This is a genomic window from Streptomyces sp. NPDC057280 (genome assembly GCF_042668605.1).
Classification (GTDB): domain Bacteria; phylum Actinomycetota; class Actinomycetes; order Streptomycetales; family Streptomycetaceae; genus Streptomyces.
In genome coordinates this window covers 450,220-462,226 of record NZ_JBHUYR010000006.1, presented here as the reverse complement: position 1 = coordinate 462,226, position 12,007 = coordinate 450,220, and the positions used below count along the sequence as shown (strand labels likewise).

General features: G+C 71.5%; 13 protein-coding genes. 6 read left to right on the top strand and 7 right to left on the bottom strand.

The window, feature by feature from the left end; genetic code table 11:
* Positions 1–370 precede the first annotated feature (370 nt).
* The gene (locus tag ACFUO4_RS32160; protein WP_383491486.1) at positions 371–1,555 is read right to left on the bottom strand and encodes a globin domain-containing protein; all 1,185 of its coding nucleotides are present in this window, start codon (positions 1,553–1,555) and stop codon (positions 371–373) included.
* A 373-nt stretch (positions 1,556–1,928) separates the two neighbouring features.
* Here ACFUO4_RS32160 and ACFUO4_RS32155 point away from each other — a divergent pair, with 373 nt between their 5' ends.
* Entirely contained in the window at positions 1,929–2,303 is a 375-nt protein-coding gene (locus tag ACFUO4_RS32155; RefSeq protein ID WP_383491484.1) for a hypothetical protein, read from the top strand.
* Between the two features lie 208 nt (positions 2,304–2,511).
* Positions 2,512–2,874, top strand: coding sequence for an ArsR/SmtB family transcription factor (locus ACFUO4_RS32150; RefSeq protein ID WP_383491482.1), 363 nt, complete (start codon positions 2,512–2,514; stop codon positions 2,872–2,874).
* 9 nt (positions 2,875–2,883) lie between these two features.
* Here ACFUO4_RS32150 and ppk2 read toward each other — a convergent pair whose 3' ends face one another.
* Complete coding sequence (ppk2, locus tag ACFUO4_RS32145) at positions 2,884–3,687, bottom strand: polyphosphate kinase 2 (protein ID WP_383491480.1); 804 nt, start codon at positions 3,685–3,687, stop codon at positions 2,884–2,886.
* Between the two features lie 300 nt (positions 3,688–3,987).
* The gene (locus ACFUO4_RS32140) at positions 3,988–4,716 is read right to left on the bottom strand and encodes a carbonic anhydrase (RefSeq protein ID WP_383491478.1); all 729 of its coding nucleotides are present in this window, start codon (positions 4,714–4,716) and stop codon (positions 3,988–3,990) included.
* Positions 4,717–5,063: 347 nt separating this feature from the next.
* On the opposite strand from ACFUO4_RS32140, the gene ACFUO4_RS32135 reads away from it, so the two are divergent.
* Together ACFUO4_RS32135 and ACFUO4_RS32130 are read left to right on the top strand one after the other, a co-directional pair.
* Positions 5,064–5,723, top strand: a complete 660-nt coding sequence (locus tag ACFUO4_RS32135) for a YceI family protein (protein WP_383491476.1) — start codon at positions 5,064–5,066, stop codon at positions 5,721–5,723.
* A 34-nt stretch (positions 5,724–5,757) separates the two neighbouring features.
* On the top strand, positions 5,758–6,315 hold the full coding sequence (locus ACFUO4_RS32130; protein WP_383491474.1) for a GNAT family N-acetyltransferase: 558 nt from the start codon (positions 5,758–5,760) through the stop codon (positions 6,313–6,315).
* A 5-nt stretch (positions 6,316–6,320) separates the two neighbouring features.
* Here the strand turns inward: ACFUO4_RS32130 and ACFUO4_RS32125 are convergent, their stop codons facing one another.
* From ACFUO4_RS32125 to ACFUO4_RS32115, 3 genes are all read right to left on the bottom strand, one after another.
* The gene (locus ACFUO4_RS32125) at positions 6,321–7,457 is read right to left on the bottom strand and encodes a hypothetical protein (protein ID WP_383491472.1); all 1,137 of its coding nucleotides are present in this window, start codon (positions 7,455–7,457) and stop codon (positions 6,321–6,323) included.
* A complete protein-coding gene (locus ACFUO4_RS32120) occupies positions 7,454–8,908 on the bottom strand; it encodes a hypothetical protein (protein ID WP_383491470.1) in 1,455 nt (484 codons plus the stop codon). The genes ACFUO4_RS32125 and ACFUO4_RS32120 overlap by 4 nt, the downstream gene beginning before the upstream one ends.
* A 175-nt stretch (positions 8,909–9,083) precedes the next feature.
* Positions 9,084–9,803, bottom strand: a complete 720-nt coding sequence (locus ACFUO4_RS32115; RefSeq protein ID WP_383491468.1) for a DinB family protein — start codon at positions 9,801–9,803, stop codon at positions 9,084–9,086.
* Between the two features lie 162 nt (positions 9,804–9,965).
* Between ACFUO4_RS32115 and ACFUO4_RS32110 the strand changes: the two genes are divergently transcribed.
* On the top strand, positions 9,966–10,514 hold the full coding sequence (locus ACFUO4_RS32110; protein ID WP_383491466.1) for an FABP family protein: 549 nt from the start codon (positions 9,966–9,968) through the stop codon (positions 10,512–10,514).
* Here the strand turns inward: ACFUO4_RS32110 and ACFUO4_RS32105 are convergent.
* On the bottom strand, positions 10,511–11,206 hold the full coding sequence (locus ACFUO4_RS32105) for a hypothetical protein (protein ID WP_383491464.1): 696 nt from the start codon (positions 11,204–11,206) through the stop codon (positions 10,511–10,513). The two genes, ACFUO4_RS32110 and ACFUO4_RS32105, sit on opposite strands and share 4 nt — an antisense overlap.
* A gap of 187 nt (positions 11,207–11,393) precedes the next feature.
* Here ACFUO4_RS32105 and ACFUO4_RS32100 point away from each other — a divergent pair, with 187 nt between their 5' ends.
* Positions 11,394–11,846, top strand: coding sequence for a hypothetical protein (locus ACFUO4_RS32100; RefSeq protein WP_383491462.1), 453 nt, complete (start codon positions 11,394–11,396; stop codon positions 11,844–11,846).
* Positions 11,847–12,007: the final 161 nt, after the last annotated feature.

Sequence of the window (12,007 nt, the reverse complement as noted above, 5' to 3'; positions counted from 1 at the left end):
TGTCACTTACTGTCCGCATCCCGGCGGAACCTGTCCGCCGCATATGCGTCTCGTGGCTGTCTCGCGGCGGTACGACGGTCAACGGTCGCGGGCCCGGCCCTACGACGGTCACCGCTCCGGCTGTACGACGGCCACGGCCCCGGCCGTACGACGGGTCCGGCACTCGGCGGCCGCCGCCGGGTGTCCGGGCCGGCGGCGGCCGCCTGGGCGAGGCGGCACGGCCCCCACCGCGCGGCCTCGCATGTACGTCCCCGCGGTGCGGCGCACGCGCGCGGGCGTGCCGCCGGAGCGGACGCGGGGACGAGGCTGACGCGGGCGAACGCTGATGGGGGTGTCGGCGGGTCGGTCGCCCGTTCACCATCCTGCCGGGTCAGGACGCGTCCGGCAGCCACAGGTCGGGGCCGAAGACCTCGTAGCGGATGTGCCGCGGCGGGACCCCGCGGTCGAGGAGCTGGGTGCGGACCGCGCGCATGAAGGGGAGCGGGCCGCACAGATAGACGGTGGCGTCCGCCGGCACGTCGATTCCGTCGAGGTCCATCAGGCCCTCACGGGCGCCGGGTTCGGCGATGCCGAAACGCTCGTACCAGAACACCGCCTCGGCGTCCGCCAGTTGTGCGGTGAGCGCGCGGGTCTCGGTGCGCAGGGCATGGCTGCCGGGGGAGACGTCCGCGTGCAAGGTCAGGACCCTGCGGGTGGAGCCGGTCGCGGCGAGGTGGGCGAGCATGCCGACCATGGGGGTGCAGCCGATGCCGGCGGAGACCAGGAGGAGCGGCGTGTCCGTCTCGTCGAGGACGACGTCACCGAAGGGCGCGGACAGGGTGAGCTCGTCCCCGGCCCGCACCGTGCCGTGCAGCAGGGTGGACACCTCGCCGCCGCCGACCCGCTTGACGGTGACGCGGCGCAGCTCGCCGCCCGGGTCGCCGGACAGGCTGTACTGGCGCACCTGGTGCACGCCGTCCGGCATCAGCACCCGCACGCTGACGTACTGCCCGGCCTTCGCCGCGGGGGCCGGGCCGCCGTCGGCCGGACGCAGGAAGAGGGAGATGACGTCGGCGGTCTCCTCGTGCCGGTCGACGACCGTCCACGGTCGCCACACCTCGCCCGGTGCGACACCCGCCTCCAGGTAGATACGTGCCTCCTGGGCGATGAGGGCACCGGCCATCAGCCAGTACACCTCGTCCCAGGCGGCGGCCACCTCCGGGGTGACCGCGTCGCCCAGCACCTCGGCGATCGCGCCGAACAGGTACTTGTGGACGATCGTGTACTGGTCCTCGGTGACCCCGACCGCGGTGTGCTTGTGGGCGATCCGCGCCAGCAGGGCGTCCGGGCGGGTGTCGGGGTCGTCGAGGAGCGCGCTCGCGAAGCCCGCTACCGCCCCGGCCAGCGCCCGCCGCTGGGCGCCGTTGGCCTGGTTGCCGCGGTTGAACAAGCCGTCCAGCAGTTCGGGGCGGTCGCGGAACATCGCGCCGTAGAAGCGGGTGGTGATCTCGTCGAGGGCTCCGGCCACGGCGGGCAGCGTGGCCCGGACGACGGCGGCGGACTCTGCGGACAGCATGAAGCCTCCGGGAGAAGGGGGAACGGGGCGGTGCGGGGCACGGCCCGCGACTCCCCACCCTCGCCCCCGTCCGCCTCCGTGCCCCAGGGCCGCACGGGGACGGACACAGGGCCGACAGGCCCAACGGCGGCAGGACCTCCCAGTACGGAGGGGTGAGCTCGGGCGGTCGGTCCGGGCGTCAACTTCGCTGCGCGTCACGGCAGTTCCCGTCCTTCGAACGGTCTGGTCGCGTCGTTGTTCGATCGTTGTCCGGCGCTCACGGTCATTCCCAGAGAGTCGGTCCTCGCGAGTCGGCCGCATGCGTACGGTCCGGGGCATCGAGGCGGGCCGGCGGCACCGGTCCGTCGCAGTCAACGAGCGCAAGGGAGGCACTGTGGCGAGTGTGGAAGTGTCGCTGAAGGAGATGATGGCCGGGATCGAGGGGTCCCTGGGGGCCGCGGTCGTCGACTACACCAGCGGAATGGCGCTGGGCACGCTCGGCGGCGGCAAGGACCTGGATCTGACGGTCGCCGCGGCCGGCAACACGGACGTCGTCCGGGCCAAGGTGCGCACCATGGAACAGGTCGGCCTCAAGGGCCGGATCGAGGACATGCTGATCACGCTGGACAGCCAGTACCACCTGATCCGCCCGGTCACCGGCCGCAGCGGCAACGGCCTGTTCCTCTACCTCGTCCTCGACAAGGCCCGCTCGAACCTGGCCATGGCCCGGCACCAGCTCAAACGCGTCGAGGAGGTGATCGAGATCTGACTCGGGCGACGCAGCCGGGACCACTGCTGCCCATCATGTGAAGACTTCTTCAAGTCACCACATCAGCATGGTCCCATTGTGTGTTCGCGCACGGCCCGGGGCGTGGAGGATCGGCATCCGAGGGGGGCCTGTGATGCGGCGGTGCCCCTCAGGTGCCGTCGCACCCCGGCAGCCGCAGTACCGTCCAGCCGACTAGGAGCGAGCAGCCATGCAGGCCCCCCTCTACCAGGTCAAGGCGGAGTTCTTCCGCATGCTCGGCCACCCCGTGCGCATCAGGGTGCTGGAACTCCTCCAGCACGGGCCCGTGTCCGTGCGGGACCTGCTCGCCGACATCGAGATCGAGCCGTCCAGCCTGTCCCAGCAGCTGGCCGTGCTGCGTCGCTCGGGGATCGTGGTGTCGATGCGCGAGGGCTCGACCGTCCGCTACGCACTCGCCGGCGGCGACGTCGCCGAACTGCTCCGCGCCGCCCGCCGGATCCTCACCGAGCTGCTCACCGGCCAGAACGAGTTGCTGACCGCACTCCAGCAGGCGGACGACGCCCCCGCCGAACCCCTGCGCACCGGCCGGTGACGCGGGGTGTCAGAGACCCGCCGCGTGGTCCGGGACGTAGGTCTGCAGCTCGCGCGGTGTCCGCACATAGCCGGTGGACTCCGGACGCTCCGGGAGCTCCAGCACCGGCGGCGGCACCTCCTGGTAGGGCACCGAGTCCAGCAGATGCGCGATCATGTTCAGCCGGGCCCGCTTCTTGTCGTCGCTCTCGACGACGTACCAAGGGGCCTCGGCGATGTCGGTGTGCACCATCATCTCGTCCTTGGCCCGGGAGTACGCCTCCCAGCGGGTGAGCGACTCCAGGTCCATCGGCGACAGCTTCCAGCGGCGCAGCGGGTCCTCCAGGCGGCGCCGGAAACGGTCCTCCTGCTCGGTGTCGCTCACCGAGAACCAGTACTTGCGCAGCAGGATGCCGTCCTCCACCAGCATCCGCTCGAAGATCGGGCACTGCCGCAGGAAGAGCTGGTACTCCTCCTTGGTGCAGAAGCCCATCACATGCTCCACGCCGGCCCGGTTGTACCAGGACCGGTCGAACAGCACGATCTCCCCGGCGGCCGGGAGATGCTCGATGTACCGCTGGAAGTACCACTGCGTCCGCTCCCGCTCGGTCGGCTTCGGCAGGGCCGTGATCCGGGCGACGCGCGGGTTGAGATGTTCGGCGACCCGCTTGATGGTGCCGCCCTTGCCGGCCGCGTCCCGCCCCTCGAACACGACGACCAGCCGCGCGCCCTCGGCCCGCACCCACTCCTGAAGCTTCACCAACTCCGTCTGCAGACGCAGCAGTTCACGCTCATAGACCTTGCGGGACAACTTCTCCTTCGCCTTGCCTGCCATGCGTCCACCTCTTCGCCTACGTGGTCGAGTCCCCGTGTCGGCACAGTACTGTCCGATCAGGGCGGGGTCCGGCAAGCGGGGGTGTCGGAGCCGTCGGGACCACCAGGGGGAGATCCGTGGAGGAGCCGGGCGTCCAAGGTGGTGCTGATCGAGGCGGGCGGCCGGAGGACGGACGTGGCTCGAGGCGGCCTCGGACTGCGGTGAACGACTGCCGGATGTGGGTGCCGGCGCTCTGCTGAGCTGCGACCGGTGCGAGCGCGCCATCGGGCACGGGGGCGTCCCGGTCGCGCCTCTCGTTCGTCAGCCGGCGAGGTGATGCACGCGCCAGTTGCTCAACTCGTAGCGTGCGCCCACGATGGCGAGCTCTCCGCCCGCCGCCTTCGCCGCGAGGTCGGGCTCCGCCGCCAGACGCGCCCGGACCGCCCGTACGTTGGCGTCGATGGTCGCGTCGATCCGGGCGTCGCCCTCCTTGGTGTGATCGATGTTCGGTCGTATCTGGTCGGCCAAGTACTGGATGTGCGCCGGCAGTTGCGCACCGGACTCCTCGGCCTGGACCGCCGCTCGCACCGCGCCGCACGACTGGTGGCCGAGGACGAGCACGAGCGGTGTCCCGAGCTCCAGCACCCCGTACGCGATGCTGCCGAGCACCGCCTCGTCCAGGACCTCTCCGGCAGTGCGCACGGTCATCAGGTCCCCGAGTCCCTGGTCGAAGACCAGCTCCGGAGGCACCCGGGAGTCGATGCAGCCGAGGACGACCGCGAAGGGGTGCTGTCCCGAGACCAGCGCCTGACGGGTGGCCGGTGTCTCGTCCGGGTGCTGCTCACGGAAGGTGCGCCAGCGGCGATTGCCCGCCGCCAGTTCCCGGAGCGCCTCGTCGGGGGTTCCGGGGCGAGGGCGTGTCACGGGGGTGGCCGCGATGGCGGGGGACGCGTCGAGTGCGAGGCCGGTGCCGAGGGCTGCGGCGCCGGTCAGCCCGGCCCGCAGGAACGCGCGGCGGACGGGGCTGTGGGAGGTGGCTTGAGAGTTCACGGAGAGGAACGTATGTCCGAGTCCGGCTGCGATCCGCCGCGTTACCAACAGCAGGGCAAAACGGGGAAGAAGCATGACCTTCCCGGGGTCACTACGAGTTCGGGTGTACGGGCGCGAATGAGACAGGGGTGAATGTGCATTTCCCCTCTTGCGGTCCGTCGTTGGTTGGTCGCCGCCCCGAAATGCCGGAAAATCATGCCTGCTTCGGAATGCGCAGGCTGGTGGGAATCGACGCGAAGCCGTCAATTGTCCTTGCCGCAGGGGACTTGGTGGGGGACTTGTGGATATTTCGTCGACCGCCAACGCGGGCTTGCCTCGCCAACTCCCGTGCAGTAGTTAGGTGAATCATGAATTTGTTCAGTCGTGGTACTCCGTTCCGCCGCACGGAGCCCACCCTCACCCCCACACCCCCCACCGGCCGGCCGGGCGCCCCCACCGCTCTCCTCCCGGACCCCGCTCTCGCCGCCCTGACCGGTGAATGGGTCATCGACCCGGCCCACAGCAGGATCGGCTTCTCCGTGCGGCACGCCATGGTGACCACGGTCCGCGGAGCCTTCGCCGAATACCAGAGCCGCCTGTACTTCGACGGCCGGGACCCGTCCCGTTCGCAGGCCGAGATCACGGTGTCCACGGCCAGTGTCGACACCGGAGTGGAACAACGCGACGCCCACCTCGTGGGCCGTGACTTCTTCGACTCGGCGAACCATCCGCGCATGCGCTTCCGCAGTACCGCGGTGGAACCACTTGGCAACGATGTCTACCGCATGACCGGCGATCTCACGATCAAGGCCACCACTCGACCCGTGGACCTCGAACTCACCTACATCGGCCACGTGACCGACCCCTTCGGCTACCAGCGGGCGGGCTTCGACGGCACGACGACGATCGACCGTACGGAGTGGGGCCTGAACTACAGTTCCAGGCTGGCCGAGGGCGGCGCCATGGTGAGCGAGAAGGTGCGCCTGCAGTTCGACATCGCGGCCATCCGCACGGCTCCCGTCGGCTGAGGCGGCACCCGGTCCGGGCGATAACATCATGATCATGGCGGACTGGGAGCTGCGGCCGGCGTCGATGGCGGATCTCGAGGAGATCGTCGAGATCCGTGCCGTCGTGATGAAGGCGGACCTGGAGCGGCTCGGGCGGTACGACGAGCACCGGGTGCGACAGCGGCTGCGCGACGCCTACCAGCCGGAGCACACCTGGGCGATCGAGGTGGCGGGTGCCCTGGCCGGCTGCGTGGCGCTGCGGCCGGCCGACGACGCCTACTGGCTGGAGCACTTCCTCCTCGTCCCGGAGCTCCAGGGCAAGGGCATCGGCTCGGCCGTCCTGGCCGGCCTGCTGGAACGCCCGGACCGGGAGGGCGCCCTGACCCGGCTGAACGTCCTCCAGGGCAGCGCGGCCCGGAGACTGTACGAGCGGTACGGCTTCGTCCTGGAGTCCGAGGACGAGGTGGACGTGTACATGGTCCGCACCCCGCCGAACCACGCCCCGGTGAACCCTGTCCCTGCGGACCGCACGCCGACGGACCGTGCCCCGGTGAACCCCCTCCCTGCGGACCGCACGCCGACTGACCGCGCCCCGGCGACCCGCACGCCCTGACCCCGTCAGCGACGCTGCCGCAGCAGGAAGCCGAAGCCGGCCGTCTCCACCCGCTGGGCGAGCGCGGCGCTGTCGATGCCGAACTCGGCGGCGGTGTCCGCGAGATGCCAGTCGTGCGCGGCGAGCCTGCTGAGCAGGAAGCCGCGGCGGACCTGGTTCTCGGAGAGCCGGAAGGTCTTGAGGTAGACGGTCCGGCCGTGCTCGTCGAGGATCGCCTCCCCGATGTGGTTGTCCCGCTTGGGACGGAACTCGGGCAGGAAGCGGCAGAGCGTGAAGCGGCCCATCCGCCGGACCCGCTGCCAGCTGCTCTTCTGCTCCACCAGCCCGGCGGCCATGGTCGTGCCGTGGAACTCCGCCCACCGGTCCGTCTGTTCGGCCGCGGCCGCCCGCAGCTCGCCCAGCGAACGGATCCCGCCGTCGGCGATGCGCGCCCGGAAGTCCGCCACCGGCGGCATCAGCGTCGCGTAGTGGTGCACCAGATCGCCGTACAGGTCCTGGACCAGCGTCGGATGCAGCGTCCGGTAGTCCTCCGGATGCGGCACCACGAACGCGGCGGCCAGCGCGTCCGCCAGATAGACGAGGACACCGCACTGACCGGGGTGGATCTCGAAGACGCTCAACGCGTCGGCCAGCCCCGGCACCTGCAACCCCAGATACGCGGCCTCGACGCGCGGCGACAGCCCCTGTCGCACCGCCTGCCGTGACCACTCCTCCCAGGCGATGGTGGGGCCGCCGAAGTGCAACGCGAGATAGCCCTCCAGGGCGAGATGCAGCGGCAGGAACCGCAGCCGCCGCTTCGCCTCCTGACGCGCCATCCGGCGGTGGAAGTGCAGCCGTACCGCCGCCACCGGCCGCTGCTCCGCCGGGCCCTCGGCCAGCTGGGTGCCGTAGGCGGCGGCCGGGGAGCCGTCCCCGGTCCACTCCGCGACGAAGCTGTGCGGGATGTAGGAGCAGTAACTGCCCCTGCGGCCCAGGTCGACCACGCCCGGCCCGGCGTGGAGGCGCGGATGCAGCCGCAGATCCTCCACGGGCTCGGCCCGCACCAGCGGCACCAGCCGGACGGCACCCCACACCTGCGAGGGCCGCGTCCGCAGCCCGTCGAACAGGCCGGACGGGGCATGGGCTGTGCTGTACGACGTCATCGCGTGCCCCCTGCCGAGATCCGCTGCCCCGGCACGGCGACAAGCCGCTCCGCGCGGGCGTCCAGATAGGCCGTCAGCTCGGCGAGCCCGGTCCGCCCCTCGGCGAACTGCGCGATCTCCACGAGCGCCGGCAGATCCTCCGCGTCACGCACGCCCGCCGTCGGCACACTCGGGGCGAGCCGTCGTACGTCGAAGCCGTCGGCGTCGTAGACCGGGTTGAGGTGGACCACGCTGGTGCGGCGCTCCGGGTCGAGGCGGGTGCGCCAGACGCGCAGCACCTCCGCGGCGAGTCCGGGCGGGGCGTTGTCCCAGCCGTCGGAGACGATCACCAGCCGGTCCGGGGCCGTCTCCAGCGCGTCGAGGATCCGCTCGCCCAGCGGGGTCGGACCCACGGGATGCGCGAGCAGCGCCTCACGGCGGCCGGACGTCCACAGCCCGGCGTACCGGTCGGCGAGCGCCTCCAGCAGGTAGTGGCAGGCGAGGGCGACCGCGAGCGGCCGACGCCGCTTCACGCCCGAGCCGTAGGAGGAGAAGCTGTCGTCCAGTACGGCGGTGACCCGGCCCCACGTCCCGCGGTGCGCCCCGGCGACCCGCGCGGCGGCCGCGCGCAGCGCGCCGGTGAGTTCGTCGCGCCGCTCGACCCGCTCCGCGGCCGGCAGGGAGAGCACATAGCCGGCGAGCCGGGTGAGCGGCATCCGGGCGAGGTCGACCGCGACGGCCCCCGCCACGCCTCGTCGCTCCGCCGTCTCCTGGAGCCGCAGCGTCTCGAGACGGGTCATCCGGGGAGCGATCCGCTCCAGGAAGACGGCACGCGGAATGCCGTGCTTGGCCGCGAAACCCTCGGCCACGGTGTACGGCAGCTCATACACGGCCGCCTGCTCGTAGTGCGCCCGGCGCCAGGTCTCCAGGATGGGGGTGTCGTAGTGGGCGCGGCTCAGCGGCGCGAACAGGAACGTGCCCAACTCGCCGTCGTCCGGCGCGAGATGCGCGTGCCGCAGGGCCTGCTTGAGGCCGCTGCGGTACTTGACCGCGTCGAAGGCCAGATCGGGGCGGGCGGCCAGCCAGTCGCGCAGCAGCGCGCGGGTACGGCGGTTGTTCACCCCGGCACGGCGCAGCGCGCGGAAGAGTCCGTAGACGCGCTGCGGCGGCAGCAGCGCCAGCCGCCCCGCGATCAGCCGCCCCTCGCTGCGGCGCTGCTCCACGGTGGCCTCGGCGGACGTCTCCAGCAGCCGGCGCACGATCAGCGCGGCGTTGTGGTCGTTGATGTCCAGCGCCAGCACACCCGCGTACAGATCGCGGTAGTTGCCGAGCATGTACGCGTGCAGGAAGTCGAGGGAGAGCCGCTGCGCGCCCGCGTCCGCGTGGAACTCGCGCTGTCCCGTCGCGGTGATCGCCGCGTTGACGAAGAGCAGCACGTCGTCGGCCGCGACGAGATCCCCGTACGACTCCATGCCTTTTCCCGCCCCCTTGTTGCTGAAATGCCGGCCGGGGAATGGGGGCACGAGCTGCGAATCATTGCTGTACAGGCAGGTTCCGGAAGTCGCACCGAAGTCCCGCGGCCGGCGTGGGGACGCTAACACGCCCCCGAGCTGCGGTTCCACGGCATTTCCACTGCCCCGGCCCCGGTCACCCGACGCTGCCGGAACGCGCCCGCCACAGGTCGCGCAGGAGGGCGATCTCGGCCATGTGGTGGATGAACTCCAGGTTCGCCCCCCACAGCACGCTGATGTACGGCTCGTCGGCGTCCCCGCCGTACGGGTACTGGGAGAACCCGACCGTGTCGAGCTGCTCCTCCGTCATCCGGCCCACGCTCTCGCGCCAGCGGTCGATCACCGGCCAGAACCGCTCCAGCGTCACGGCCGCCGAGGGCGAGAAGTCGACCATCAGCTTCGGATCCTGGCGCCGCTCGCCGAAGGCCCACTCCCAGGCCCCCGCGAACTCGAAATGCAGATGCCCGAGGCGCCACGCGATGGTGGTGACCGGCGTCTTGTCGGGTTCCAGCGGGCCGGTGTGGTCGAGGATCTCCTGGACCCGTTCGACGCTGACGCTCCAGTCCTCGGCGATCTTCTCGACGGACATGCCGGAGGCGGCCTGCCGGGCGACCTCCGCGTACTCGTTCCGGGGGATGTCCGGCGCGCCCAGGTCGAGCACCCAGTCACCCGGCCCGAACGCCCTGGGCGTCACCGCCTCCTCACGGCGGCGCAGCGACCAGCAGTCGGCCACGGGCTCCCACAGGTACTCCTCGTCGCTGAGACCGATGAGCCGGACCTCGGCCATCTCCCGGGCGCGGTCGAACTGGTCGAGCAGCAGGCCGAAGCGGTCGGTACGTGAGCCGGGCGTTTCCATGGGGTTCCCCTCGCGGTCGTCTGTCGCGTCCCAGGTGCGCGGGCGGAGCCTATGGGCTCGGCTTCCGGCCGGGCGAGTGAATTTCCGGCTGCGGAAATGAAGTTGCGCGGGCGGGTGCGGCCTAGGCTGTCCCGCGACCGGCCCGACCTCGAGGAGCGCAGCGTGTCCCGACCCGCCCCGCAGTACCCGTACGGCGAAGCCCACGGGCCGGACGGCGCACCCGCACCGCACGCCCTGCTCAAGCCGGTGCTCGGCTTCCTGGGTACCTGGCGCGGCCGGGGCCGCGGGGGATACCCGACCCTGGACGGGGACTTCGCCTACGCGCAGGAGGTCACCTTCAGTCACGACGGCCGGCCCTTCCTGCGTTACGAGGCCCGGGCCTGGCTGATCGGCGCGGACGACAGCCCGCTGCGTCCGGCGGCCCGTGAGAGCGGGTGGTGGCGGCTTCAGCCGGACGGCCGGGTGGAGGCCCTGATCACGCAGCCCACCGGCATCGCGGAGATCGCCGTGGGCCATGCCGAGGAGGGCGCGGTCGATCTGTCCACCCATGAGGTGGCCCTGACCCCGACGGCCAAGGAGGTCGAGGCCACCCGCCGCCGGTACACCCTGACCGACGCCGACACGCTCACGTTCGTCCACGATCTGGCGGCGGTGGGGCAGCCGTTGCAGCACCATCTGTCGGCGGAACTGCGCCGCGGGAGTCAGGGCTAGCCGGCCTCGCAGACCTGCCATGAGTCGGAGTCGCGCGGGACGTCGTCGGCCGGTGTCCCCAGCGGGAGGTCCACGGTGACGACGCCGTCGGCTCGCCGCACGCGGGCGGTGACGGTGCCTCCCGTTCCGCGGTCGAAGTCCATCGCGTAGACGGTGCGCCGGGCGCCGCCTTGCTGCACAGCCCGGATCTCCCAGAACACCGCGGGCGTACCGCCGCACGTCACGGACTCGATGGTCTCCCGGTCGGCGGCGACGAAGACGCCCCATCCGCCGCGGACGCTGTAAGGGGAGCCCTCGTACAGGCGGTTCAGGCGCGGCGTGCGGCTGAGGGGCTCGGCCGAAGTGGCGCAGGCCGACGTGGACGCGCCGCTGGTGTAGTAGGTCGCCGAGCAGTACCGGTCGTCGGCGGTCGACCAGAAGAACACGGTGCCCCCGGGGCCGCTGCTCACCACGCTCAGACCGTCGTCGTCGGGCGCGTCCTTCCCGGTGGCGTACTCCGTGAGCACCTGCTGCCGGTGCGCGGCGACTCGGCTCTCGGCCGAAGGCGCGGCGGACTTGGCGCGAGTCGGCGACGGACTGCGCTCGGTCGGCGGCTTCGACGGCTTCGACGTGTGCCCGCCCTGCGAGCATGCCGTGAACAGCGCAACGGCGAACATCGCCCCCGCCGTGCATACCCATGTCCGCCGTTCCATGGCCCCCCAGCCCCTCGCCCAGTGCGGGTCACCGTAATGGGCCCGGCCTGTGACGGCCAGAGCCGGCAGGCACGGAGTTCACGGGCATGCTCCTTTTCCGGCGATCGGGATAAAGTCCCCTCCCGAAGTCCCGCACAGCGGGATCCGACGGTCTGCACAGCCAGATCCACAAAGGGGGAGATCTGCCATGGCCGGTGACGAAGGCGGCGCCTACGAGGGGTTCACGGCCGAGGAGCGGGCCGCGATGAAGGAGCACGCGCGGGAGATGAAGACCGCCGCGCGGCGCCGCTCCCACGCGGACAAGGCGGCGGAGGCCGAGCGGGACGTGCTCGCGAAGATCGCCGAGATGCGGGAGCCGGACCGGGTGATGGCCGAGCGGGTGCACGCCGTCGTCACGGCCGCCGCCCCCGCGCTCGCGCCGAAGCTCTGGTACGGCATGCCGGCCTACGCCCTGGACGGCAAGGTCGTCTGCTTCTTCCAGAGCGCGGAGAAGTTCAAGGCGCGGTACGCGACCCTCGGGTTCAGCGACCTCGCACAGCTGGACGACGGTCCGATGTGGGCGGCCGCGTTCGCCCTGACCGAGGTGACGGCCGAGGTGGAGGAACGGATCGGTGCGCTGGTGAAGCGCGCGGTGGGCTGAGACGGCCCCAGGGCGCGGGCTCTGCGGGGGTCCGCGCCAACCCGCCTTGGCACGCGCGCCGTTGAGCACCGCCGCACTCGCTCGTTCGACCTGTCGGACATTGTTCGAAACCTCTTGACGCTGCCCCATCACCCGATTGACACTCTCGCAACACGACGTCA